Annotated in this window: 22 protein-coding genes; 3 read left to right on the top strand and 19 right to left on the bottom strand. The window is 67.5% G+C overall.

What is annotated here, in order from left to right:
- Positions 1 to 64 precede the first annotated feature (64 nt).
- The 10 genes from ACFWUP_RS01570 to ACFWUP_RS01525 all read right to left on the bottom strand — a co-directional run bounded on the left by ACFWUP_RS01570 (position 65) and on the right by ACFWUP_RS01525 (position 12,390).
- Positions 65 to 1,168, bottom strand: a complete 1,104-nt coding sequence (locus tag ACFWUP_RS01570; protein WP_379229701.1) for a glycosyltransferase — start codon at positions 1,166 to 1,168, stop codon at positions 65 to 67.
- On the bottom strand, positions 1,165 to 2,505 hold the full coding sequence (locus ACFWUP_RS01565) for a glutamate-1-semialdehyde 2,1-aminomutase (protein WP_379229700.1): 1,341 nt from the start codon (positions 2,503 to 2,505) through the stop codon (positions 1,165 to 1,167). Before ACFWUP_RS01565 ends, ACFWUP_RS01570 begins: the two co-directional genes overlap by 4 nt.
- Positions 2,502 to 3,827 carry a GNAT family N-acetyltransferase gene (locus ACFWUP_RS01560; protein WP_379229699.1) on the bottom strand — a complete coding sequence of 442 codons (1,326 nt, stop codon included), beginning with the start codon at positions 3,825 to 3,827 and terminating at the stop codon, positions 2,502 to 2,504. Before ACFWUP_RS01560 ends, ACFWUP_RS01565 begins: the two co-directional genes overlap by 4 nt.
- Entirely contained in the window at positions 3,824 to 5,182 is a 1,359-nt protein-coding gene (locus ACFWUP_RS01555; protein ID WP_379229698.1) for a glycosyl hydrolase family 28-related protein, read from the bottom strand. Before ACFWUP_RS01555 ends, ACFWUP_RS01560 begins: the two co-directional genes overlap by 4 nt.
- Entirely contained in the window at positions 5,179 to 6,459 is a 1,281-nt protein-coding gene (locus ACFWUP_RS01550; protein WP_379229697.1) for a Wzz/FepE/Etk N-terminal domain-containing protein, read from the bottom strand. Before ACFWUP_RS01550 ends, ACFWUP_RS01555 begins: the two co-directional genes overlap by 4 nt.
- The gene (locus tag ACFWUP_RS01545) at positions 6,450 to 7,763 is read right to left on the bottom strand and encodes a hypothetical protein (protein WP_379229696.1); all 1,314 of its coding nucleotides are present in this window, start codon (positions 7,761 to 7,763) and stop codon (positions 6,450 to 6,452) included. The genes ACFWUP_RS01550 and ACFWUP_RS01545 overlap by 10 nt, the downstream gene beginning before the upstream one ends.
- A 29-nt stretch (positions 7,764 to 7,792) precedes the next feature.
- A complete protein-coding gene (locus ACFWUP_RS01540; protein ID WP_379229695.1) occupies positions 7,793 to 8,809 on the bottom strand; it encodes a glycosyltransferase in 1,017 nt (338 codons plus the stop codon).
- The gene (locus tag ACFWUP_RS01535; protein WP_379230919.1) at positions 8,806 to 10,056 is read right to left on the bottom strand and encodes a lipopolysaccharide biosynthesis protein; all 1,251 of its coding nucleotides are present in this window, start codon (positions 10,054 to 10,056) and stop codon (positions 8,806 to 8,808) included. The genes ACFWUP_RS01540 and ACFWUP_RS01535 overlap by 4 nt, the downstream gene beginning before the upstream one ends.
- A 139-nt stretch (positions 10,057 to 10,195) precedes the next feature.
- Complete coding sequence (locus ACFWUP_RS01530; RefSeq protein WP_379229694.1) at positions 10,196 to 11,332, bottom strand: glycosyltransferase family 4 protein; 1,137 nt, start codon at positions 11,330 to 11,332, stop codon at positions 10,196 to 10,198.
- The gene (locus ACFWUP_RS01525; RefSeq protein WP_379230917.1) at positions 11,329 to 12,390 is read right to left on the bottom strand and encodes a glycosyltransferase family 4 protein; all 1,062 of its coding nucleotides are present in this window, start codon (positions 12,388 to 12,390) and stop codon (positions 11,329 to 11,331) included. The genes ACFWUP_RS01530 and ACFWUP_RS01525 overlap by 4 nt, the downstream gene beginning before the upstream one ends.
- Before the next feature lie 204 nt (positions 12,391 to 12,594).
- Between ACFWUP_RS01525 and ACFWUP_RS01520 the strand changes: the two genes are divergently transcribed.
- Complete coding sequence (locus ACFWUP_RS01520) at positions 12,595 to 13,422, top strand: glycosyltransferase family 2 protein (protein WP_379229693.1); 828 nt, start codon at positions 12,595 to 12,597, stop codon at positions 13,420 to 13,422.
- 42 nt (positions 13,423 to 13,464) lie between these two features.
- Here ACFWUP_RS01520 and ACFWUP_RS01515 read toward each other — a convergent pair whose 3' ends face one another.
- Positions 13,465 to 14,097, bottom strand: a complete 633-nt coding sequence (locus ACFWUP_RS01515; RefSeq protein ID WP_379229692.1) for an MspA family porin — start codon at positions 14,095 to 14,097, stop codon at positions 13,465 to 13,467.
- A gap of 215 nt (positions 14,098 to 14,312) precedes the next feature.
- The gene (locus ACFWUP_RS01510; RefSeq protein WP_379229691.1) at positions 14,313 to 15,398 is read right to left on the bottom strand and encodes a methyltransferase domain-containing protein; all 1,086 of its coding nucleotides are present in this window, start codon (positions 15,396 to 15,398) and stop codon (positions 14,313 to 14,315) included.
- 14 nt (positions 15,399 to 15,412) lie between these two features.
- On the opposite strand from ACFWUP_RS01510, the gene rfbC reads away from it, so the two are divergent.
- On the top strand, positions 15,413 to 15,976 hold the full coding sequence (gene rfbC / locus ACFWUP_RS01505; protein ID WP_379229690.1) for a dTDP-4-dehydrorhamnose 3,5-epimerase: 564 nt from the start codon (positions 15,413 to 15,415) through the stop codon (positions 15,974 to 15,976).
- Here rfbC and ACFWUP_RS01500 read toward each other — a convergent pair.
- From ACFWUP_RS01500 to ACFWUP_RS01485, 4 genes are read right to left on the bottom strand one after another with little or no spacing between them, the layout of a single operon-like run.
- On the bottom strand, positions 15,954 to 16,988 hold the full coding sequence (locus ACFWUP_RS01500) for an NAD-dependent epimerase/dehydratase family protein (protein ID WP_379230915.1): 1,035 nt from the start codon (positions 16,986 to 16,988) through the stop codon (positions 15,954 to 15,956). The two genes, rfbC and ACFWUP_RS01500, sit on opposite strands and share 23 nt — an antisense overlap.
- Positions 16,989 to 16,990: 2 nt before the next feature.
- A complete protein-coding gene (locus ACFWUP_RS01495; protein WP_379229689.1) occupies positions 16,991 to 17,641 on the bottom strand; it encodes a PIG-L deacetylase family protein in 651 nt (216 codons plus the stop codon).
- Positions 17,638 to 18,414 carry a glucose-1-phosphate cytidylyltransferase gene (locus ACFWUP_RS01490; protein WP_379229688.1) on the bottom strand — a complete coding sequence of 259 codons (777 nt, stop codon included), beginning with the start codon at positions 18,412 to 18,414 and terminating at the stop codon, positions 17,638 to 17,640. The genes ACFWUP_RS01495 and ACFWUP_RS01490 overlap by 4 nt, the downstream gene beginning before the upstream one ends.
- Positions 18,415 to 18,428: 14 nt before the next feature.
- Positions 18,429 to 19,688 carry a methyltransferase domain-containing protein gene (locus tag ACFWUP_RS01485; RefSeq protein WP_379229687.1) on the bottom strand — a complete coding sequence of 420 codons (1,260 nt, stop codon included), beginning with the start codon at positions 19,686 to 19,688 and terminating at the stop codon, positions 18,429 to 18,431.
- A gap of 488 nt (positions 19,689 to 20,176) precedes the next feature.
- Here ACFWUP_RS01485 and ACFWUP_RS01480 point away from each other — a divergent pair, with 488 nt between their 5' ends.
- Positions 20,177 to 21,676, top strand: coding sequence for a sugar transferase (locus ACFWUP_RS01480; protein WP_379229686.1), 1,500 nt, complete (start codon positions 20,177 to 20,179; stop codon positions 21,674 to 21,676).
- Positions 21,677 to 21,762: 86 nt separating this feature from the next.
- Here the strand turns inward: ACFWUP_RS01480 and ACFWUP_RS01475 are convergent, their stop codons facing one another.
- From ACFWUP_RS01475 to ACFWUP_RS01465, 3 genes are read right to left on the bottom strand one after another with little or no spacing between them, the layout of a single operon-like run.
- Positions 21,763 to 23,394, bottom strand: a complete 1,632-nt coding sequence (locus ACFWUP_RS01475) for an ABC transporter permease (RefSeq protein WP_379229685.1) — start codon at positions 23,392 to 23,394, stop codon at positions 21,763 to 21,765.
- A complete protein-coding gene (locus ACFWUP_RS01470) occupies positions 23,391 to 24,311 on the bottom strand; it encodes an ATP-binding cassette domain-containing protein (RefSeq protein WP_379229684.1) in 921 nt (306 codons plus the stop codon). Before ACFWUP_RS01470 ends, ACFWUP_RS01475 begins: the two co-directional genes overlap by 4 nt.
- Positions 24,312 to 24,314: 3 nt before the next feature.
- Positions 24,315 to 24,935: a TetR family transcriptional regulator gene (locus ACFWUP_RS01465; RefSeq protein WP_379229683.1), complete on the bottom strand. Its 621-nt coding sequence runs from the start codon at positions 24,933 to 24,935 to the stop codon at positions 24,315 to 24,317.
- Between the last annotated feature and the right edge of the window lie 75 nt (positions 24,936 to 25,010).

The following is a 25,010-nucleotide window of genomic DNA, read 5'->3' as shown; positions in this document are numbered from 1 at the left end:
TCGCAGGTCAAAGGGTATGTGTGACAAGAGATTTCCGTAACTCGAAGTTTCGGACAACTTGTCGCTACCGCGCCGCCAGTACCTCGCTGACGGTGCTAGCCATCCGCGAGCGGAACACCTCGGGGGCGAAGGTGTTGGCGTGGTCGCGGATCTTGGCGGGATCGTAGGCGGCCGAACTGAATTCGCGCATGCGCTCGGCCAGCGCCGCGACGACGTCGGCATCGGAGCCGGCCGGAACGTATTCACCGGTGACGCCGGGACGCACGGTGTCGAGGGCCCCGCCTGCGCCGACCGCGAGCACCGGCGTGCCACAGGCCATCGCCTCGACCGGGACGATCCCGAAGTCTTCGATGCCGGGCATGAGCAGAGCCTGGCAGCGTCGGTACATGTCCTGCAGCATGTCGCCGGAGGTGGCGCCGAGGAACGTCGTCTCCGGGCCCGCGATCTCGTCGAGCTGGGCGCGGAAGCGGCCCTCGCCCAGGACGACCAGGCGGACTCCGGCTCGTTGTGCGGCGCGAATGGCGAGGTCGGCGCGCTTGTAGGGCACGAGCCTGCCCGCGCACAGGAAGAAGTCCTCGCGCGCAACGGCCGGATCGGGGGTGAAGCGGCTGACCTGCACGGGCGGGTTCACGACCGAGGCGGGCAGACCCCACCAGTCGGTGACCCGCTCGGCGACCGCGTGGGAGTTGGCGACGACGTGCGTGAGTCGTGGTGCGGCGCGCAGTTCGCCGCGACGGGCGAGGGTGCCGAGCGCGCCGAGGGCGAGTTGGCCGACGCGGCCACCGGCCTCCTGTGCGCGGAACTCGCGATCCCAGGCCCAGCGGGCGGGGGAGTGCACGTAGGCGACGACGGGCGCGTCGGTGGCGAGGGCGGCCTGGGTGGCGAAGGCGTGATGGCTGATCACCACAACGTCGAAGTCGCGCAACGGCATTCGACGCAGGGCGCGGGGCACCAGCGGGAGCAGGGGTGCGTGCCGACCGCCGGTGTAGGTGTGCGCCTTGCTGAGCCAGGTGTCGTGCACGGTGCGCACGGGTTCGCGCAGGCCGTCGGGTGCGACGATCGGCGCGAAAACCTGCGCGTCGGGCCAGGTTTCGACGAATTCGCCGATCACGGCTTCGGAGCCGCCGAATTCGGTGAAACGTTCGTGGACGATGGCGACACGGGTCATCGGGAGGTGCTCGCTTCGATCTGTCGGGGCGCCGCGGTGCGGCGCAGTGCGGGGGCGACGGGACGACCGCGCAGTAGTCCGTCGACGGTGCCGCGCTCGATCGCGCGGCGGTAGACCTCGGCGGCCTCGGCGCACGCGGCGATGGTGGTGGCGATCGCGTCAGCGTCGTGGGCGGCGGAGGTGACGAAGGACTGGCCGAGCACGCCGCGCATCAGGAGTTCCTGGAGGAACAGGGTTCGAAATTCTTGCGAGGGTGCACCTTCCGCGTCCAGGGTGCGGTAGATGAGACAGGACGGCCTGCCGAGTACCTGGAGGAAGTCAGCGATGCCGAGGTCGGCGGCGACCGCGTTCACACCGTCGGCCAGTGCGCGGCCCGCCTGTTCCATCCGGGCGACGGGGTCCTCGGTGCGGTAGGCGTGGACGACCGCCCGGAACGCGGCCAGCGAGGACGTTTCGGGGCCGTGTGTCGTCGAGAGCAGGAAGACACGGTCCTGATCGGTGCGCAAGCCGCCCCGCTCCATGTACTCGCGTTTGCCCGCGAGCGCGGAGATCGGGAAGCCGTTGCCCATCGCCTTGCCCCAGCACGACAGGTCCGGCGTGACACCGTAGACGGCTTGGGCGCCGCCGGCCGACCACCGGAAGCCGGTGATCATCTCGTCGAACACGAGCAGCGTGCCGTACCGATCACACAGTGCGCGAACACCTTCCAGATACCCCGGCAGCGGCTCGGCCATGGCCGTCGCGGCTTCCATGAAGACCGCGGCCACGGAGCCGTCCGCCAGGACAGCCGCCAGCGCGTCGAGGTCGTTGTACGGGAATTTCACGGTGTCGACGGCGGGGATGCCGCCCGCCATGTCGGTGGTGCCGATGAACCAGTCGTCGACGGAGAAGAACGGCTGATCGCAGATGGCGATGGTGGTGCGACCGGTGACAGCTCTGGACAGGCGGACCGCGGCGGTGGTGGCGTCGGAGCCGTTCTTGGCGAACTTCATCATGTCGGCGCCAGGTACCAGCGACAGGAAGTCCTGCGCGGCGAGCAGTTCGAGTTCGGTGGGGCGGGTGAAGCTGACACCGTCGGCGATGGCGTCTGTAACTGCGGCGAGTACGGGCGCGTAACCGTGTCCGAGCGTGACCGCGCGCAAGCCGATCCCGTATTCGACGTAACGATTCTCGTCAGCGTCCCAGACGTGTGCGCCACTGCCGCGCACCAGTATCGGGGCCATCGACTCGGGATATTGGTCTGCGCCACGGGCGTATGTATGGGCGCCACCCGGAACCAGGTCGTGCAAGCGCGCTTGCAGTTCGTTACTGCGGCGAAATCCGCGGTGCCCGTTCATGGATGTGCCTCACCGGTACTCGTTGGCGCACTCACTGATGTGCTGAACGCCCACAACTCGTGATCGGCCAGTGCGCCGCCGGGACCACGGACATAATGCATCGTGCCCTCGTGACGCAAACCCGCCTCGTGCGCGACCTCGGCACCCGCGCGGTCGGCGGTCGGCACAGCCATCGCGAGTCGCCAGATACCGAGTTGCTCGGTCGCGTACATGACCAGCAGGCGCAAGGCCCGAACGGCGACGTCGGGTCCGGCGTCGGGTGAAACCCAGAGGGCCGCACGGACATTACGGTCGAACATGTCTCTGTCGAATAGGCGGCACTCACCGGCGTAGCGTCCGGCTACGTCGATGACGAGCACGACGCCCTGCTTCCCGAGTAATCCCGGACGTGTCGACATTCTGGTGCGGTACCACTCGCGCCGAGTGTGTAGTCGGGCCCACTGCTCGCGCCGCATCGTCGCTGCGAGCACCGGGTGGGCTGCGATGCGCGCCGCGCGACGAGCGCTGAAATCGTCACGGCGTAAGGGGCGTAGGGAGACTGTCGAGTGCTCACCGCGTACTGTGCCCCGCACTTGGGCGCGGAGTGGGTCGGCGGCGTGCCACAGCCTGCCGAGCTGGTACCGAGACCATGTCCGCGCGATCGTGTACCGCGAGATCGTTGGTCGTGATGTCACGACGCGACCGGGCCCGGTCGCGTCCACCGGGCCGACGTGGGCGGACCAATCCGCGGCCAATCCGCCTGCGGGCACCCGATCGCGGGTCACTGCCCACAGTTCGTGGTCGACGCGACCGCTGCCGGTGTCGAAGTATCCGGCCATGACCGCTTCCCGCGTCCAGCGCTGGTGTATCACCCGTCGAGCGGCTGGATTGGCGACCGAGATCGGTGCGGTAATCCGGTCCAGACCGACGCTGCCGAAGCCGAAGTCGATGAGCAGTGCTACCGCGAGTCCGGCAGCGCCACGACGGGCGACCTGCCCGTCCACCCACGCACTGGCCTCGGCGGCGCCCGCCTCGATCCCGAGCAGTTCGATCTGCCCAGCGAAGCGGCCGTCGATCTCCAGCACGGTCGCGACCCGTTTACCGGCCGCGGCTTCGGTGCGGGCAGTGAGACATTCGTGGACCCAGTGGGCAGCGGTGTGGCGGTGTTCCCAGTTCAACGGCGATCGGAACCAGTGCGGCTCGATCCGGTCGCGGTCGCGGAGCCGAATGCGCCGCCAATCGGCGAAGTCATCGAACCTGGGCGGGCGTAACACCACGGTGAGGCCGCGAAAGTTCACCGGTCCCAGTCGCACATCCGCGTAGGAACGGGTCCCCGGCCTCATGTCCGAGGCCTTTGCGTGCCCAGCGTGACGGTGTGTAGTACACCGTCTGTGTCGACCGCCAGTCGCCAGTAGCCGCCTTCCGGATCCTTGAGGATCACGCCCGCGTCCGCGCGATCGGACAGCCAGGTCCCACCGGAGAGGACGGCCGCGCGTACCGCACCGTCGGAGGCTTGCGCCTGGAACAGGTCGGCATCGCCGTGCCCCGCTCTGGTCACCAGCGTGCCGGTGAATCGCGAGGTCCGTATTCCGCTGCGTCCGATCACCTGCCAACCATCGGGGAAGACCCCTGCGCGCAGATCCTCGGTCGATCCGGAGATGAGATTGACAGCGGTGCCTTCGGAGCATCCGACAGGGTCGATTCGCAATTCGATGGCGGGCGGGTCGGATTCCTGATCGAACACGACATTGGCCAAGTAGGGCTGCCTGCAGTACACCAGATCGATCCCGACGGATCTGGCCGCTACCTTGCAGTTCACCATTCCGAACTGGGCGGGCCCGCCGACCCCGTGGGTACCGACGGAAATGGCGATGTCGGCGCCTTCGAACCAGATATTGGTCAGCCACCAGTCGTTGGCCGCGCCGTCGATCTGCAAGTGCCGACCGGTGGTCCGAGGATCGCGGTCGGAGACGAACTCGACATTGGTCAGCGCCAGACCCGCGTTGTGGTCATTGCCGGTGCCGAGTACGCCGACATAATTGCTGGTGAATTTCGAGGAGGTCACATAATTCTGGATACATCGGGTTTCAAGGCCGACACCGAAATTGTTGATATCGCAGTTGATGAACGCGGTGCCGCCGGTATTGCGATCCAGCACGATCCCACGCTGGGCGAGGAACCGGGGGTGGTTGTCGCTGAGATGGTTTCCGCGCACGACCACGCCATCGAAGGAACACCGGAAACACTCCGACAGGACGAAACCGGTCGCGCTCGGGCCCGTCAGGTGAAAACCGATGCGGGAGAACCTGACCCGGTTGCGCTTCTCCAGGCGGATCAGCGTGACGTCGTCCTCGCACAGCACTGTGCTGACATCGCCGCCGTCGCCGAGAACGGTGGCGTAATCGGCCATCTCGGGCCATGACCGGACGCGATAGGTGCCGGCCGGCAGATAAAGCACCAGCGACTGATCCCGCACTGCCGCGGCGGCCGCGATGGCGTCGGTGTCGTCGGCCTTGCCGTCACCGACAGCGCCGTAGTCACGCACGTTGCGCGCCGCCGGCGCGTCAGTGACCCGTGGTGACCGGAATTCGACATCCGTCTCGGGGGCGGGTGAGCACGCGGCCGCGAGTGGTAACACCGCGGCCGCCCCGAAGGTGGCCGTCAGGAGACGGCGCCGCCCCACTGATTCCTCTGTCATGCAGGCAGCCATTCCAGGAAGCGGTTGAGGGGAGTCGCCGGTTTGCTGTACACCACAACACCGGTCAACCCGGACTCGCCGAGGGTCGACAGCGCGTTGCGTAGGCCGACAGTGGTGAGCGCGCCTGATTCGACAATTCCAACGGTGACATCACACAGCGGCGCGACACAGATCGCTTCGGCGGCGACGGTGACCGGTGCCGTCTCGACGATGACGTGGTCGAATCGTGAGGTGAGGTCGGCAAGCAGTTCGATGAATCGCCCCGACGCAAGCAGATCGGGTGTCTGGTTGTCGGCCGCGCCCAACGGAAGAAACGCGATCCCGGTCTCCGACCACGGTGTCATCGCGCGGCCGATCGGCAGGGTGCCACGTAGGACGGCGGCGATTCCGGGGCTGTCGCTGGGAATGAGCGACGAACTTCCCCCACCGCTGGTGTCGGCGTCGATGAGGAGCACGTGCTGCTCGCTGTCGGCCAGCGAACAGGCGAGTGCCATCGCTACTTCCGGCTCCGATTTCGGCGACAAACTCGTCAGATGCACTGTTCTCGCGGCGTTGTACTGACGCAACCGACTACGCAACCGCCGGGTCTCGCCCTCGGCGCCGGGTCTGCCCTCGTCGATCACACCGAGAACCGGGACGGGTAGGGCCGCCGCGATCGCCGCCGACGTGCGCAGCGACCGGTCGGTGCGTTCGCGCACGAACGCGGCCCCGGTGCCCAGCGCGAGACCGGCGATCAGTCCGAGAAGTACCAGTCGGCTGGATGGTTGGCCGATGGGGGCACTCGGCACCGCGGCCCGGTCCACCACAGCGACTCGGGCAGCCGGTGCGGCGCCACGCTGAATGGATTCGAGTTCATCGATGAGCGTGCGGAATTGGGCGACGGTGGCGTCGGCGAGATTGCGCGCCACTGTCGGCGTCGAATCCTGTACCGCGATGATGATCACCGTCGTGGCGGGCGGCGAGCTCACGGTGATCTTTGCCCGCATTTGTTCCGGCGTGATCCTCAGACCCTGATCATCGACGACGCGCGCGGCCACCGTGGTCGAGGTCGCCAGATCGAGGTACGAACGCACCCGCTGCTGTGCGGCCAACCCACCCTGATAGGAGTCGTTCACCGAGGTACCGGTCGCCATCGAGACATACATGGAACTGGTGGCTGAGTAGGTGGTCGGCATAGTCTGTGCGTAAGCCGCCGAGGCTGCGGTGCACACCAGCGCGACGGCGACGATCAACAGCCACCGCTGCCGCACGATTCGCCAAATATCGATCAAACCCATCGCTGGGACTCCATTTCCCCTGATTTCACAGTTGTTTCGGTACGTCGGAACTCAGCGACGACCAGATAGACCAACCACACGAGCACGGCGGTCTGCGCGAACTTCCCGAGGTCTTCCATGCTGCCGAGCACCCCGCGCTCGAATAGCGTGGATCCTCCGGTGACGGCCAATCCGAGCACGACCACCGGGATCCATCGTGAGTACAGCGTCGCGGCCCAGGTCAGCAGCAGCGCGAAGGTGAACAGCGCGCCGAGGACCACGCCGGGGTAACCGCCGAGCACGTACCCCTCATTGAAGTTTCCTTCCGCGAGGGACACCGTCACCGTGCTCATGTCGACAGAAGCGCCGCGGACCTCGGTCGCCCAGGCAGTTCCGGATTGGAACTTCTCGATCCCGAGCAATGGGCCCGGAATCAAACTGAGACTTGTGTTCTGGGCGACCTCACCGGGTGTCAGCCAGCCGCCCGGCCCGTAATACAGTGCATCGGTGGCGGCTTCGAGCAAATCGAATCGTCGCAGGATGCTCAGGAACGGGCGCACATTCTCCGGGTAAATCGCATCGACCTGGTCCGCGTCGCCCTGGGCGGAACCAGCGGACTTGAACGACTGCAACCACCCGAAGCCGAGTGCGCCGACGACGCCGATTCCGACAACCCCGAGCGCGGTGCGTTTGCTCCAGCCGACCATCGAGAAGCGGATCACCAGTGTCAGTGCCGCACCGAGGATCGGCGTCTTGGATTGCACGATCGCTGACCACCACAGCTCACCGGCGAGCAGTCCGGCCAGGATCAGCGCGGTCCGGCGCGGATCGGGCGAGCGAACGAACAAGATCAGCCCGATCGCCGCGATCGACGCGGGCACGGCGAGCAGGGCGAGCGCGGGGTTGGCGCTGGACACCTCCCCAGCGGTGCCGGTCGAGCCTGTGGCCGTCGCCGCGGCCCGGCCGAGCATGGTGACGATGTACAGGACGACGAGGGTGGGCACGAAGTCGGGGTCGTCGAGGACTCTGGGACACCGTGGTGGTCGTCCGCGCGCCCACACGGCATAGGCCACGACCAGACCCGCGTACACCCACACGCCGAACATGACGTGTTCGAGCGCCAGCGCGATGCCACGGTCATAACCCAGATTCGCCAGTCGCGGATCTGGGACGTTGTCACCGAAGTGCGGTTCCGGGCGTACCGCGAGCAGCACCAGCGGGCGCGCGACGTAGGACAGCGACCAGAACACGGCCTGGGCGATGAGAAAAACCCGGGCGACGCCGGGAACCCACAGCGCGGCGACCACGATGACCAGCAACGCCACGGTGATGGCGGTGACGGTGGCCGATGCGTTCAGGGCCTCGCCTCCTGCGCCAGGGCGACGATCTCGCGGGCACGGTCCACATATCGATGTCCGTCGGCGACGATGCGCCGGTGCCCGGCGGCCGCCACCGCGGCGACCCGGTCGGGTTCGGCCGCACAACGGTCGAGAATGTCTGTGAGCTCGGCGGAGCCGGAGTACAGGAAGCACTCGGTGGAGTCATCGAGCAGTTCCGCGTGTTCGTCGGTGCGTTGACCGACGAACAGCCCTGCGGCGGCGGGTACTTCGAACGTGCGGCAGGTGTGAGTATCCCGGTTGTCGGAATTCAGCAGGACCAGGTTCGCGTCGATCTGGGCGATCGCGGCCGAGTACTGCGCACCGTAGACGGCCCCACTCACATGCGCGCGGGTGGCGCGGAGTTCGGGGACCCGGCGCCAGCCGGGACCACGGATGAGCATGCGCTCGCCATACCGTCGAGCCAGATCGACCAGGTCGGCGCGGCGATCCGGTCGGCACACCCCGATGAACCCGACCAGGTAGCGCCGGGCGTCGCGGCGAGCGGTCGGGTGGTGCCATGCCGGATCGTAGGCGCTGCGCACGAAACCGACCGCGCGAGCGCCACGCGCCCGCAGCTCTGCCACATTGTGCCGTTTGGTGGTGACGACGAGGTCCCACTCCGGTTCGTGCGCGAGGTAGGCCGCGCTGAGGTTCTCCGGATTCGACACATCATCGGCGCTGTAGTGCACATGCACAGCCGCGGGCAGATCGAGCAGTCTGCGCTGGTCGAGGTGGATTCCTTTGAACACGAACACCATATCGGGCGCGAAGTCCGCAGCGCTACGCTCGATTCGTTCGTGGATCGCGCGCACCTGCCACGGTGCTCGGTGACCGCGAGCTTTCGCGTACACCCAGGGCGGCGACAGCCGGGTCGGCACAGTGACGGCGGTCGAGTCGACGACGAGGACCTCGTTGCCCGCCTGTCGAAAGCCGTCGGCGAGTGAGCGGGCATTGCTGCCGAGCCAGTCGTCGCCGATGAACAGTATTTTCATGCGTGAAAATCTTTCTCGATTCGGTCGCGCACGACCAGCATCCTGATCCGTGCCAGATACCAGGCAGCGACGGCGTACTCGACCAGCACACTGCCGTAGACGAGGGTGAGTACGGAGTGGGTGCGCAGGGTCAGTCCCAGCGCGCACGCGGCGATGACGGTGCCGATCACCGCGCCGATCAGCACACCGACTGTGTCGTTGCGAACCGGCAGGATGGCGGTTGTGATGAAGGAGGTGACGGTGGTGGCGGGCAGGATGAGGACCTCGACACGCAACAGCGTTGCCGCGCGAACGAATTCGGCCCCGAAGATCAGCTCGATCAGCAGCGGCGCACTGACCCATACCGCCGCACTGACCACTGCTGCCAACGCCACGCAGGCCGCGAGCACGCGCAGACTGTCGCGCCAGAACCCACTGTCGGCGCTGCGCCTGGCCATGCGGGGCAGGAGGGCGAACCCGATCGGGTCCAGCAGCGACTGCACTGCTCGCACCAGGCGGTCACCCGCGGAGTACAGCCCGAGTGACGCGGCGTCGAGCACACCCGAATACAGCGCGGCCGCGCCCTGCCCGTAGCTGGTGGTCATCAAACGAGACGCGAAGACTGATGCGCCGGTGCGCAACAGGTCGCGAACGGCGCGCGGCCGACTCGGTGGGCCGTATCGCCGCGTGGTGTCGATCCAGGTCGCTACGACAGTCGGCACCGAGGAGACCAGCAGGCACAGCAGGGCGACCTGCGCGCTCGGGAAGCGAGGCAGCACCCCGAGTAACAGCGCGAGGTAGCCGATACGGCCGATGCCCTGATAAGCCGTCGACGCGCCGAAGCGGCCCTGCCCGATGAGCAGCCAGTCCTCCGACATCGACCACAATCCGCCTGCGAAAAGACCGAGCAGGATCATCTGCACCGGTTCCGGCGCACCGGCGACCCAGCCGACGGAGAGCAGAAGCGCCAGCGTGAGAACGGCACTCGCCCGCACGGCCAGGTAGTCGCCGCGCAGCTGGTTGATCGCGGCGAAGCGCGCGCTGCCCCGAGTACTGCCCTCGGCGTCGGGAACGCGGGCTGCCATGTACGACGTGATGCCCAGGTCCACCACCAATGATCCGATGAAATAGGCCGACATCGCTATCGCTAGCAAGCCGAGACCGTGTGCGCCGAGCACCCGGGCGATCAACGGCACCGTGACAAACGTGACCAGGTATTGCCCGTACTTGCCGAAGCTGACGAATCCGATGTCACGCAGGACTGTCAGCGGGCTCGACTTCGCGTGTTTGCCACCACCGCCCGCGCCGCGAAAACCGTCGGCGCGGCGATGCGCGCCGGCCGTTCGGGGAATCGCCTGGATACGCGGGAATACATCGGTGGTAACGGTGGCCAGGTAGTGATCGTTGTCAATCACCGCGCGTCACCACGGTGTCGAGGAAGTCGGCGACCACATGCGCGGTCGCGGTGATGTCGAAGTCGCGGGCGCGCCCGCGACCCGCCAGCGCGAGCTGGGCACGTGCGGCGGGGTCTGCCAACAGGGACTCCAGCGCGTCGGCGAGGGCGACGACATCGCCACTCGGTACGAGCAGACCGTGGACGCCGGGGTCGATGATCTCGTCGGGCCCGCCCGGGACCGAGGCGATCACTGCGGCGCCCGCGGCCATCCCTTCGACGACTACTTGTCCGAACGGCTCCGGCAGCACCGAGCAGTGCACGAGAATGTCTGTGGTGGTGAGGTATTCGCTGGGATCATCGATGTGTCCGGTGAATTCGGCGGGTATTCCCAGGTCGGCGGCCAGCTTCTCCAACTGTGCGCGAAAGGCTTCTTCGCCGAAGAAGGTGCCGCCGACCAATAGCACTCGGGCGGGTCGTACCGGAAGGGTCGCGACAGCCCGCAGGAAGACGTCCTGGCCTTTCCACGGACTGAGTCGCCCGACCACCGTGACCACCGCGTCGGCGGCTGGCCGAACCCGCGGGCGTGCTCGTGCCGCGGTGAGTTCCACGCCGGGATACGCCACGGCAGTCGGAACAGCGGCGGGCAGCGTGGCCGCGGTCGCGCGGCTGTTGGCAAGCTGTCCAGCGCAGACGGCGCGCGCGAGGATCCGGATCGCGATGGTGGGCAGTCGGCCGAAGTAGTCGGTTGCGATGCGATCGTGTACCTGCCATACCAGGGGCACCCGTGCGCGCCGCGCCGCCACCGCGCCGAGCACGAGCGCCTTGGTGCTCTCCGCGACCACCACGTCCGCGCGTGCCTCGCGCACGACGGCGCCGAGGACCCAGCCCAGCCGCAGCAGGGCGAGGAATCCTGTCGCCAGGCCGAGGAGCCCGGTGCCGATCTTCATCGATCTCGAGTCGAAATCGCTACGCACGACCATGGTTTCGATGCCGAGTGCGCGCATCCGCGCCACCATAGGACCGTCCTCGGTGAACACCATGGTCACCTCGTGACGCCCGGTGGCGCGCAGCGCGACGAGCAGGCGCGAAGTGGCCAGTTCGGCGCCCGAGGGTGCCGCGGTGTGTGCGAGGAAGAGGGCGCGGCTCATCGGAGATCCCGGTACAGCGCCGTGTGTCTGGCGGCGGCGACGTCCCAGGTGAATGTCTCCGCGTGCGCGCGGCAGGCGGCTGGATCGGGTAGGGCGCCGTTGAGCCCCGTGACAAGTCGGTCGCCGAGGGCGTCGGACGAACCGGCGGGCACGATCAGAGTGGGGTCGAGATCGCGGACGGCGTCGGGCAGGCCGCCGCAGTCGGTGACGATCGGCGCACGTCCCGCGGCCAAGGACTCCAGCGCGATCAGCCCGAATCCTTCCAGTGCGACGGTGGGAACCACCGACACGGTGGCTCGCGCGTACAGGTCGGTGAGGCGGTCGTCGTCGACGCGTCCGGTGAAGGTGACGGTGTCAGCGAGTGGGGCGGCTTGCGCGCGCAGTTCGCGTTCTGCGGTACCGGTACCGACGACGACGAGCCGGGCGTCGGGGTGGACTGCCAGTACCTGCGGCCAGGCGCGCAACAGGACGTCGATGCCCATGCGGCGTTCGAGCCTGCGCACACACAGCACGGTGCGGGTGGGCGTCGACAGGTCGTGGGGTGCCACGTGGAATCGGCGCAGATCCACACCGGGCGGAATGATCGAGATGCGTTCCGGCGCGACGTTGTAGTCGCGCTCGAGGACATCGCGGAATGTGCCGGACAGCACGATGAATCGGTCGGCACCGCGATAGCGGAGCCGCTCGAAGAGATGTTTCGCGCGCACCGCCACGGCTGATTCCCCTGCCATGGCGCTCTCCTGCGCCCATGGTCCGTGGAAGTGAACAACCAGTGGCAGCGCCGTGGCGCCGGATCGCGCGAGCGGCCCGTACAGGCAGAAGTGCCGATCGATGACCGTGCCGCGAGCGAGGTGGTCGCGCGCGGTGAAAGCGGTACGTGTACGCCGCAGCGTCGAACCACCTGCCGGACCCCATGATCCAGCGCCGACGTCGTCGGCCGTTCCGAACGCCGCGGCGGTGACCGACACCCCCGGGTGCTGTGCCATTGCACGGTACAGATCGGTGAAATACCGGTTCAGCCCACCCGGTGCCGCGCCGAACCACTCCGACCCGGTCATATGGACATTGACCGTTCCGGTCCCAGTCGTCAACCCCCGCACCCTTCATCTGTGTCTCGCGACGTGCTCCCGACCGGCGAAATTCGCGTCGTACCCATATTCTAGGGGAGTAAACGCGATCGGTCCTAATGAGCGTCGATGCGGTAGATTCGGCTCCCGAGCGGTGGAGTTCATCAGTGGTGTCGGGGTAACGGGTGGTTTGGCATGAATTCCAGGTTGACGGTCTGTGTGCCCGCTTACGATGCCGAGCGAACCCTCGGGGTGACATTGCGAGCGCTGCTGGTCGAGGATGTCGATTTCGAGCTGTTGATCCTCGACAACGCCAGTGCCGATCGCACCGGGGAGATCGCGCGGTCGACCGGTGATCCCCGGGTGCGGGTGCTGCGGAACGAGTCGGTGCTGCCGATCGGGGCCAACTGGGACCGGGTGATCCGGGCCGCGTCGCGCGAACTGGTGAAAGTGGTGTGCGCCGACGACATTCTGCGCCCCGGCGCGCTGACCGAGCAGATCGAGTTGATGGCCGACCCGTCGGTCGCGATCTGCGCGGGGCGCTTCGACGTGATCGATGAGAACGGCGACTTGCTAGAGACCGACCTCGGCCTGCCAGGTCTGCTCGGCCGCCGCACACCGCGAGAACTGGCCAAGGTCATCGTGCGTCGCGGTCCGGCCGAATTCGGGCCCACGGCCGCGGCGATGTTCCGCCTCGCCGACTACCAGCGGGTCGGCGGTCTGCGCCCCGACCTGGTGTTCCCGATGGATGTCGACCTGTTCGCCCGCGTGGCCACCGGCGGTCACTTCGTCGGCATGGACCGCATCGTCGCCGCTTGGCGAAACTCCTCGTTCAACCTGTGCAGCCGCACCACGACCAGGTCCAAGCTGACCGACATGTACCGCTTCCACCACCGCATCGCCACCGACTATCCCGAATTGGTCACGCGCGCCGACGTTTTCACCGGCGATCTGCGTTTGGTCGGCCAGATCATGGAACGGGTGCGGGTTCGGACACTGGGCGCGGTCGGGCGAGGCGCATGAGAACGGCCGCCACCACCTGGTGACGGCCGTGCTACGTGGGGATCAGATCGAGAAGGTCTTGCCGTAGGTGACGACGGTGTCGCCGCCGGAGCCGACGATCTTCACGAACGGGCGGACGTTGGTCTGGCCGAGGACACCGGTGACGGTGCCGTGGAAACCCGAAAGGCGAAGCACGCCTTCGGCTCCCGAGATATCGCCACCGGCGACCTCGACCTCCTGGATGCCGGGACCGAAACCGACGGCGACTTCGATGCCTGCTTGGGGGATGAGGCCGTCGATGGTGGCGCTCGGGTCGGAGCCGAGCTCGATGCCAAGGCTCGGCGTCGACCACTCGAACTTCAGCTTGCCGTCGAGGGTGGCGGGGTAGCCGACCTGGTAGCCGACGATGATCTTGCCCGACCACGCCTCGGCCTCGGGGCCGGTGACCCGGTAGGAGGCCGCGCCGCTGTGGAACCACTCACGGGTGAGGGGGTTGCCGTCGAGCGGTGCGACGAAGTCGACCCTTGTGTCGGACTGGATGGCCTCGACGGTGCGGTTCTTGCCGTCGAGAACGGTACTGCTGCTGTCGATTTCGGCACCGGCGGAACCGGCACCCATGGCGAGACCGACGGCGATGGCCGAAGCCATCGCGGCGACGCGAAGCGCGCGCGGACGAAGCACGGTAATTCCCCTCATCAGAGTTCTTCCCCTGGATACTCGCCCGCCGAACGCTGCGTTCGACGCCGCTGGCCCCCTGTGATCCGGGCACCGGCCACCGCGACACTGCGATGGTCCAGCGGTGACCGGAACCCGATCATGGTGCGGCGCTGGGCGATCCGAGTATCCCACGGGATTCGGCGACGCGCTGATCAACATAAGATCGTCTATGCCACAGTCTTCACACGCGACTATTACCGGCGTGGGCCCGCCGGGTCGTCGATAATCCAGCGGCCGTCGAGTTCGGGCAGTCCGGCGCTCACCTCGGCGAGCAGATCGGGCAGGGTCAGCAGGACGACATCGGGGTCGGCGGCGACGAGGTCGGCGGGGGAGATGATCGGCACGTCCGTACCGGGCATCCGGCAGCCCTGCTTGGCCGGTGAGGCATCGGCCACTCCGGCGAGCAGTCCGCGGTGCGCGCCCGCCATGCTCAACAGGGCGACGGCCCGTGACGCGGCGCCGTAGGCGTACACCCGATGTCCTTGTGCGGCACCGCCGTCCAGCCAGTCGCGGAGGGTGCCGACGTGGCTGTCGACGGTCTCCTGCAGGCCCGCGATGGCGCGGAGCGAATCGGCCTCGGTCGTGAGAATCCGCCGCACCGTGGGATCGGGAGCGTGCTCACCGTGGCGAACCGCGAGGAGCACGGTGCCACCGTAGAGGTCGAACTCCCACGCGGTGACCACGCTCATCCCCGCAGCCCGCAGGAGTGTGCGCAGGGTGTCCAGGGAGTAGTACGCGAAGTGCCCGTGCCGCAACGCATTCCACTGTCCCTGCGCCACGATCGTGGCCAGCGAGTGGTACTGCACCAGCAGCACGCCGTCGGGCGCCGTCGCCGCGGCACGTGCGGCGAAGGCCGCTCGCTGGTCCGGTTCGTGCATGATGCCGAAACAATCGAGGACCACATCGGCGGGGCCGTCGGCGATCTCGCTGAAGCCGTGCTCGTCGAGCAGGGGCAGCCAGGTGCCGCCATGGGGGCTGCCGAACTCGGTCACTGTCGAGCCGCGCAGCAGCCCGGCGTCGTGGACCAGGCGCACCGCCTCGGCGGCTTGGTCGCGCAGGGCCTGCGGTTCGATGCCGCGAGGCTCCGCCGTGACGGTGTCGTCGTCGGCGAGTTGGGCCAGCCCGCACGCCGCGCACCGGTCCATGCGCAGCGGGTGGCCCACCTCGAGGGTCGCGATCGGAGTGTCACGTGGCGGAAAGTGATCGGCCGCGGGCACTGTGCCGAGGTCGAGAACAGGGGTGAGCGCGGTCTTCGCGCAACCACGGCATCGGCGGGTCATGTAAGGATGTCCTCGTGCGTATCGAGCGGACCGAACTGGCCGACGTGGTGGTACTCGTTCCCGAACCGTTCCGGGACGAGCGTGGATTGTTCACCCGTACTTTCGACGCGGGCGAGTTCGACGCCCACCTCGGGGTGCCGGGGGCGGCGGCGACATTCGTGCAGGATTCGCAGTCGCGGTCGGTGCGCGGGGTGATCCGCGGCATGCACGGACGTGGCGGACGCGGTGAGGCCAAGCTGGTGCGCTGCGCACACGGCGCGGTGCACGACGTACTCGTCGACATCCGGCCGGAGTCGCCGACTTTCGGTGCGCGCCAAGCATTCCGGCTCGACGACGAGCAGTTCCACCACCTGTACGTGCCGCCGGGATTCCTGCACGGATTCCAGGCGCTCACCGACATCGCCGACGTCTGCTACCGCATCGACCGCCCGCACGATCCGGCCGAGGATCTCGGGGTCGCCTACGACGACCCCGAGCTGGCCATCGACTGGCCGCTGCCCGTCGGCCCGGTCTCCGCGCGAGACGCCGACGCCGGGAGCTGGGCCGCGCTGCTGGCTAGGCTGAAGCCGACGCACTGATCCGGCGCAGCCGCGCGTCCAGCACGCCGGAATCGCACAGGCCCTGCAGGTGCGGCAGCCGGGTGAACCGGCGGAAGAACGCGTCCGAGGTGAGTCCGCGCGCGGTGTACTCGGTGAACAGTTCGGCGGCGCCCGCGGGCACCGTCCACTGCGCCTCGAAGCCGAGAACCGCACGCGCGTAAGAGAAGTCGACCCGGTAGGAGCGCGGATCGGCGCCGCTCTCGCCGGTGATCAGCAGGCTGGAGCCGGGCACTGCCTCGACCACCGAGGCGGCGATCTCGGCGACGGTGAGGTTGTTGACCTCGGTGCCGATATTGAACGCCCGGCACGAGACGTCGGCGGCCGGTGCGGTGAGGCAGGTGGCGAACGCGGTCGCGATGTCCTGCGCGTGCACCAGGGGCCGCCACGGGGTGCCGTCGGAGAGCACCTTCACCTCGCCGGTGAGTACCGCGTAGCCCACCAGGTTGTTGAGCACGATATCGGCGCGCAGACGCGGCGAGAAGCCGAAAGCCGTTGCGTTGCGCAGGAATACCGGGACGAAATCGTCGTCGGCCATGGCGGCCACATCGTCTTCGACGCGCACCTTGCTCTCGGCGTACGGCGTGATCGGGCGCAGCGGCGCGTCCTCGGTGACGAGGTCGGCACCGGCGGCACCGTAGACCGAACACGTCGACGCGTAGAGGAACCGCGAGACCCCGGCTTCCTTGGCGAGACGGGCCAGCCGCACCGACGCGTGATGGTTGATGTCGTAGGTGATCTCCGGCGCCAGCGCACCGAGCGGATCGTTCGACAGCGCGGCCAGGTGGATCACCGCGTCGAAGCCACGCAGCTGCTCGACGGTGACCTCGCGCAGGTCAACCGCCAAACCCTCTGGGTCACCGGCGAATTCGCCCAGCACACAGTCGGCGAAGTAGCCGATGTCCAGACCGGTGACCTGATGGCCCGCCGCCTGCAACACCGGCACCATCACGGTGCCGAGATAGCCCTGGTGCCCGGTGACCAATACCCGCATGTTCACGTCTGTTCCCATCTGATGATCGCTTTGTCGAGCACGAACGCCTCGGCATACGGTGCGTGGCACTGCACGCCACGCATCCGGGCCAACCCGAGGAAGGCCTGGTCGTCGAACCAGTCGCGGCCGGTCTGCGACGGATAGTGTTTGTGCAGCAGTTCCGACTTCTGTTGTGCCAGTGCGTGACTCAACGGGTGATACAGGGTGGGAGCCGGGGTGTCGGTCTCCCACTTGAGGATTTCGTAACCCAGGGTCAGGTGGTCGCGGAACTCGGTCGGCACCAGTTCGGCGAGCAGGCGATGGTCCTGGTGGGCGTCGTCCCGGTGTGGGGCGAACACCACTTCGGGTTCACCGCCACGACGGAATTCGGCGAGGGCGTCCTTGATCCGGTCCCAGTGCGCGGGGGCGCGACCGTCGGGCACATCGAGAACCCGCAGCTCCGGCTCGGTGCCCGAGCAGAACGCGGTCAAGGCCGCCCGCTCTTCGTCCTCGCGTGCGGTGCCGCCGCCGGAGAGCACCAGCGCCCGCACCTCGACACCGGGATCGGCGCCGGTGAGCGCGAGAAGTGTTGCGCCCATACCGATCGCGATGTCGTCGCAGTGCGCGCCGAGCACCGCGATCCGGCGTGGTGGACGGGTGAACAACCCGATCACGGCTGGTCCCACACCATCCACGGGCGCGTGCCGTTGCGGTAGGCGTCGTCGAGTTCGGCGCGTTCCTTGAAGGTGTCGGCCGGCTTCCAGAAGCCCATGTGCTGATACCCGAAGAGCCTGCCCTGCCCGGCCAGCGCACCACACGCGTCGGCCACCAGATCGCCGCCCGGCGGGAGCAGATCGAAGATCTCCTGGCTGAGCACGAAGTAGCCGCCGTTCTCCCACAGCGGCATCTGGGCCACCGGCACGATGTCCTTCACCTCGCCCGTCGGGGAGATGTCCACGCAGTGGAACGAGGACTGCGGCGGCACCACCATCATCGACGCGGCCGCACCCGAGGCATGGAAACGCTCGATCATGGTGTCCAGCGGGGCGTCGGTGAGAACATCGGCGTAGTTGGCCAGGAAGTACTCGTCGCCGTCGAGGTGCTCGCGCACCCGGCGCAGCCGCTCGCCGATCGCGGATTCGACACCGGTGTCGACGAAGGTGATCGACCAGTCGCTGATATCGCTACCGAGCAACTCCACTTCGCCGTTGCGGATCACGAAGTCGTTGGACGCCGACTCCTGGTAGGTGAGGAAGAAGTCCTTGATGTGCTCGGCGCCGTACCCCAGGCACAGGACGAACTCCTTGTGACCGTAGTGCGCGTAGTAGCGCATCACATGCCACAGCAGCGGGCGCGGGCCGACCAGCTGCATCGGCTTGGGCACGACGTCGTCGGAGCCGCCGCGCATGCGCATGCCGTATCCGCCGCAGAACAGTACGACCTTCATCGGTTCGTTCACCTTCATTCGGAGTGTGCGCCGGCCGCGACCGGTTCGCTCGCCGGGACGCCACGATGCAGCACCGGCAGTGGATACACGAGTTCGCCACCCCAGTCGCCGACATGGCTGAGCTGGGCGGTGATCTCGGTTTCGAGATTCCAAGGCAGGACGAGCACCACGTCGGGCTTGTCCGTGTCGATGCGCTCCGGCGGGTGGATCGGGATCCGGGTGCCGGGGGTGTAGCGGCCGTGCTTGTAGGGGTTGCGGTCCACGGTGTACTCGAGCAGGTCGGGCCGGATACCGCAGTAGTTGAGCAGGGTGTTGCCCTTGCCGGGGGCGCCGTATCCGACCACCCGCTTGCCCGCCGCGCGGCAGTCGAGCAGGAAGCGCAGCAGGTCCTGGCGGACCGATTCCGCGCGGGCGCCGAGCGCGGCGTAACCGGCCGGTTCGTGCAGGCCCGCGGCGCGTTCGAGGTCGAGGACCTCGCCGACCCTGGCGCTCGGTTCGGCGACGGCGTCGGGTCGCGCCCACAGGCGGATCGAGCCGCCGTGAGTGCCGAGGAGTTCGACATCGACGACGGTGAGCCCGGCGATCGCCAGTGCGCGCTGGGCGGAATGGACGGTGTAGTACTGGAAATGCTCGTGGTAGATGGTGTCGAACTGGCCGAGCTCGACGAGGTTCAGTGCGTGGTGCACCTCGATGCTGAGCCAGCCGTCGTCGCTGAGCAGGGTGCGCAGCGCGTGGGTGAACCCACGCAGGTCGGGGACGTGGGCGTAGACATTGTTGGCCACCACCAGGTCCGCCGGACCGTGCTCGGCGCGCACGCGGGCGGCCGAATCCTGTTCCAGGAACGCGGTTTCCGTCGGCACCCCGGCCTGGCGCGCCGCGAGACCCACATTGACCGATGGCTCGATGCCGAGGCAGCGGATGCCGCGGGCGACCGCGTGGCGCAACAGGTAGCCGTCGTTGCTGGCCACCTCCACGACGAACGAGTCGGGGCCGAGGTCGAGGCGCTGCGCGGCGTCGGCGACGAACTGTTCGGCGTGGCGGACCCAGCTGTCGGAGAACGAGGAGAAGTACGCGTACTCGGTGAAGGTGTCCTCGGGGGTGATCAACGCTGGGATCTGCAACAGCAGGCAATCCTCACACAGCCGCAGATGCAGCGGATACGTCGACTCGGGCAGATCGAGTTCGGTCTCGGACAGGAAGCTCTCGCACGGGGGCGTGGCACCCAGGTCGAGCACGCTCGTGAGCCTTTCGGAATCACAGAGTCGACATTGCACGTGGAGCCCCCACCTTCTTACACATTCACCAGAGCTGTCACGGCCGATGCCGGACATGCCGAAAGTCGGTCCGACGGGGCAAGACGTTACAGGCGAACGCTCACAAATTCGATTCCGAAGTGATGGGTCGGACATGGATTCGTGATAGGTTTTGCGGTTCGACTGGGCCTTCTTGTCGATCGACAATCACTGATTGCCTCGACCATTGCTCGAGGCTTTGTGATGTCAATCATGCGGGAAAGGTATTTCCCTGCATTCATATCGAAAGGCAATGGGTTGACGCCTGCCCTGCAGGGACGCGCTGGAACAGCGCAGTATTCTCTGGAATGTCTTGGTGCGCTCGCGGTTCGATGCGAACCTCTGCGAACGACCTGTAACAATCGGCCGTCGAAGATCGAATCGTGGGGAAGTAGAGCAGCGGCATCCGCCGACGCCCGATCGATGGGGTTCGGGAAGCAACTCGTTTCTCGAAGGGGAAGTGTGGACTCATGAGCTACGAGCTCACCGGTGTCAGTGATGTAGATGTCGTCACCGGCGTTCCTATACGGAGCCGAACGGCTCGTGAGAACTGGCAGTCCGCGTTTGTACAACGACTGGTCGTTACCGATGTCGTCGCGGTAGTCGGCGCGGTCGGCGCCGCGCAGGCTATTCGCTTCGGTGGGCCCGCCGAACCGCCGCTGGCTTGGCCACTGCCGTACGAGGTCGGGTACTCGGTGGTGTCGCTGGTACTGGCTGCGGGCTGGCTGACCCTGCTACACGGGTACGGCACGCGCGCGCCCGAGGTGATCGGCACCGGCAGTGAGGAATTCCGCAGGCTGGTCTCGGTGACGCTGCGACTGTTCGGCGCGTTGGCGATTCTCGCTCTGCTCTTTCGGGTCGAGGTCGCACGGGGGTATCTCGCCATCGCGTTGCCCGCTGGATTGTTCGCGCTCATCGTCGGTCGGCTGGCCTGGCGGTTCCGGCTGCGGACGCGACGGGCAGCGGGACACTGCCACACCGCGGTGCTCGTAGTCGGAACGCCGGAGGCCGCGGGTGCGATGGCCACCGCGTTCACCGGGGACCCCAGATCCGGTTACCGTGTCGTCGGAGTGTGCGTGCCCGCGGGCTCGGCGGAGTACCGATTCGGCACGCCTGACGGACCGTCTGTACTCGGCGACGACCGCTCTGTGCTCGATTCGGTGCGCCGGAGCGGGGCCGACTCGGTCGCGGTGGCGGCAACTGAGCATCTGGGCCCGGCCGAACTTCGGCGCATGGCCTGGGAATTGGATCCGCTCGGTGTCGATCTGATCGTGGCGCCCGGTGTGGTCGACATCGCCGGGGTGCGCCTGAGCAATCGCCTCGTCGCGGGAATGCCGATGCTGCACATCGATCGGCCGCGATACGGTCTGGCCAAATCCAGCCGTAAGGCGCTGTTCGACGTGTGTTTCGCCATAGTGGTGCTGGTGCTGATCGCGCCGATGCTCGCCGCCATCGCGATCGCGGTGAAGCTGACGAGCCCCGGCCCGGTGTTCTACCTGTCCGAGCGGATCGGGCGCGACGGTGCGCCGTTCCGGATGGTCAAATTCCGCAGCATGCGTCCCGACGCCGACACGGCGGTGGACGACCTCATCGCGGAGCACGGCGGAAACCCGGTGTTCTTCAAGGTCAAAGACGATCCGCGGGTGACCACCGTCGGCCGGTTCCTGCGCAAGTACAGCCTCGACGAGTTGCCCCAGTTCTTCAATGTGCTGCGCGGCGACATGAGCGTGGTCGGGCCTCGCCCGCAGGTGCAGCGTGAGGTCGACAGCTATGACGGGGAGATGCGGCGGCGACTGCTGGTGAAGCCGGGTGTCACCGGGTTGTGGCAGGTCAGCGGGCGCTCGGACCTGTCGCCGGAGGATTCGGTGCGGCTTGACCTGTCCTATGTCGAGAACTGGTCGATGGTCCTGGATCTGGCGTTGATCGCGCGCACCATCGGGGTGGTCACCCGCGGCGACGGCGCGTACTGAAACCGCCGGTGGTGCGTGAATCACCACCGGCGGTTCGGCAACGACCATGGCGCCGCACTCCCGGCGGTGTGCGCGGCGCACGTCGGTCAGCGCAGGTCGCGGCGGCGGAAGGCGATGAGGCCCACGAGGATTCCCGTTCCGGCCAGGGCTGCGAGGGAGGTGATCGGCACGATGTCGAATGCCGCGCCCGGCAGTTTCGGCGGGTGGACGAAGGGGACCAGATCGAGGATCCACTGCGGGAAACTGCCGAGCGAACCGAGCAGGAAGATCACGATCATCGCGCTCAGGACGGCCCAAGCCAGTGCCGCGTACTTGGGCAAAGCGCCGAACAACAGCATCGCGATGGCGGTGACCACCCAGACCGCGGGCAACTGCACCGCGACCGCACCCAAGGACTGGCCGACTTTGCGGACAAGATCGCCATCGGTTGCGCCCCAGACGATCCCGATCCCAAGCCCGGACGCCAGCAACGCCACGGCGGGCCCACCGATCGCGAACAGCAGGTGGCTCGAGGCGTATCGCACGCGCCCCACCACACCGGCCAGGACCGTTTCGGCGCGACCCGTGTTCTCCTCTTCGTGCAGCCGCAGCACCGCCGACACGGAGTAGGCGGCAGCCGCCGCGGCCAGCATGGTGACGGCGTAGGCGATGAACGCCTTCTCCAGATCCGCCGACCCGCCCAGCGAGGTGACCACGTCCTGCAGGGTGCCGCTGTCGTCGAGCATGCCGCCGATACTGTTCACCGCACCGCCGATCAGCAGCCCGTACAGGGCGAAACCGGTCGTCCACGCGAGCAGCGAACCCCGCTGCAACCGCCAGGCCAGACCCACCGGACCCGACAGCGCGGTGCCCGCAACCGGAGGCCCGGGACGGTCGGCCAGCAGACCCGCGCCGATATCGCGGGTCCGCAGCAACCGGTAGGCGAACAGGGTCGCGACGGTGCCGAGGGCGGCCAGGGGCACGAGTACCCACCAGCGCTCGTCGGCGAACGGACGGATCTGCAGGCACCACCCCAGTGGCGAAAACCAGGACAGCACACCGTTTCCCGCGTCACCGACCGCCCGCACCGCGAACGCCGCGCCCAGGGCGGCGAACGCAATGCCACGGGCCAGGCGCGCTCCGGTGCTGACCTGCGCGGCGACCGCGGCCACCGCACCCCAGACGACACCGGACCCGGCGAGCGCGGCACCGAAGGCGACCGAACCGGCGACGGGTAAGCCGGTGGCCAGTAGCGAAGCGGCACAGACGATTCCGGCGACCACTGACGCTCCGTAGGTGAGCAGAAGTGCTCCGGTGAGACCGGCGAACCGGCCGATGCTGGTGGCGCCGACCAGTTCCGCGCGCCCGGTCTCCTCTTCGACCCTGGTGTGGCGGATCACCGTGAGTACCACGGCGATCGCGATCACCGCGTACATGGCCCCGGCCTTCCAGGTGCCGATGGAACCGAGTGCCGAGCTGAAAACCGGTCCGTACATGGCGATCAGCGCCGGGCTCGCCGCCGTGGTCGCCGCGAAGCCGTCGAGTTGTTCGCCGGTGGTGTAGATGTCCTTGATCGAGACGATCTGCAGCGCGGGCATCAATCCGATCGACAACGCCCACAGCGGCGCCACCACCCGGTCGCGGCGCAGGTACAGGCGCAGCATCTGGCCGGTGCCCGCGAATTCACCTGCGGTGCGCGATGTTCCGGCGACATGGGGGAGTGCGACGGTCGTGGTCATGCGCGCACCTTCTCGGCGGTCTCGACGTGATAGTGGCGGAGGAACAGATCCTCGAGTGTCGGCGGCGAGCTGGTCAGGCTGCGCACGCCCGCGTCGCCGAGGACCCGGATCAGGGCGCCGAGGTGGTCGGCGTCGACCTGGCAGCGCAGTGTCGATCCGTCGCGTTCGACATCGTCGACACCGGGCAGCGCGCTGACGTCGCCGGGATCACCGATCAGCTCGGCGGTGATGGCGGTGCGGCTCAGATGGCGGAGTTCGTTCAGCGAACCGGATTCGACGGTGCGGCCGGCGCGGATGATCGTCACCCGGTCGCACAGATGCTCGACCTCGGACAGGATGTGGCTCGACAGCAGCACTGTCGCACCACGCGCGGCCGCCTCACGCACACAGTCCTGGAAGACCTGTTCCATGAGCGGGTCAAGGCCCGAGGTCGGCTCGTCGAGGATCAGCAGGTCCGCGTTCGCCGAAAAGGCCGACACCAGAGCGACTTTCTGCCGGTTGCCCTTGGAATAGGCGCGGGCCTTCTTCGTCGGATCCAGCTCGAAACGTTCGATCAGCTCGGTGCGGCGCGCCTCGTCCAGTCCACCGCGCATGCGGGCGAGCAGATCGATCGTCTCGCCGCCCGACAGCGACGGCCACAGGGTGACATCGCCTGGGACATAAGCGATCCGGCGATGCAGCTCGACCGCATCGGTCCACGGATCACGCCCGAACACGGCTGCCTGCCCGCCGGACGCGCGTAGTACTCCGAGTAGAACCCGCAGGGTGGTGGACTTGCCCGCGCCGTTGGGGCCGAGGAATCCGTGGATCTCGCCGGTGTCGACGTACAGGTCGAGTCCGTCCAGTGCGGTGAAGCGGCCGAACGTCTTTCGCAGATCCGTGACGTCGATGACCCGGTCGGTGGTGGGGGTGGGCATCGTCTACTCCTCGAAAAGGGTGTCGAGCATGGTGGAGTCGGTGAGCAAGCCCTGGGTGTAGAGCTCGAGCGCCGGGAAGGCGGTCTCGTCGGAGAGTTCGCGAATCGCTGTGCGGTAGTCGAGTTTTCCGTCGCGGTGCATGCGCATCTGGAGGTAGAGGTTCATCGCGCCGACATGGCAGAGCACGATGTAGCGAGCACGGGCCGCGTGATCGCGGCTCGGCTTGATCGTGCCCGCGTCGACCGCGGTCTGCATGTACTGCTCCGCGTCGGAGATCATGTGCTCGAGCAGCGACTCCGCCAACGCGCCGCCCGCCTGGAAGCTGCGCATCAGATAGGCCACCAGTGGTGCGTACGTCTCGATCTCGGCCATCGCGGTGAGCATCGCCGCCGGCCCCGGTGCCTGGATGGTGCGCAACTTCTGGTCGCGGATGATCTCGAGCACACGATCGTCACAGGCCGCGCGCAGACCGTCCTTGGAACCGAAGTGATGGTTCACCAGTCCGGGCGACACTCCGGCCGCCGCGGCGATCGCCCGCACGCCGACGCCGAAGCCCTGCTCACCGAACAATTCGATCGCGGCATCGCGAATGCGGGCGGCGGTCGTGAGATCGGCTGAACGCATGTTCAATATGTTAAACGTGTGTTCAATCTGTTGGCAATAGTTCGGCCCGACCGAGTTTCGGGCCCAGGGGTCACT

Origin of the sequence: Nocardia sp. NPDC058658 (assembly GCF_042716665.1) — a bacterium.
GTDB lineage: Bacteria > Actinomycetota > Actinomycetes > Mycobacteriales > Mycobacteriaceae > Nocardia.
The sequence above is the reverse complement of the archived record's forward strand: the minus strand, read 5'-3'. Positions and strand labels throughout refer to the sequence as shown.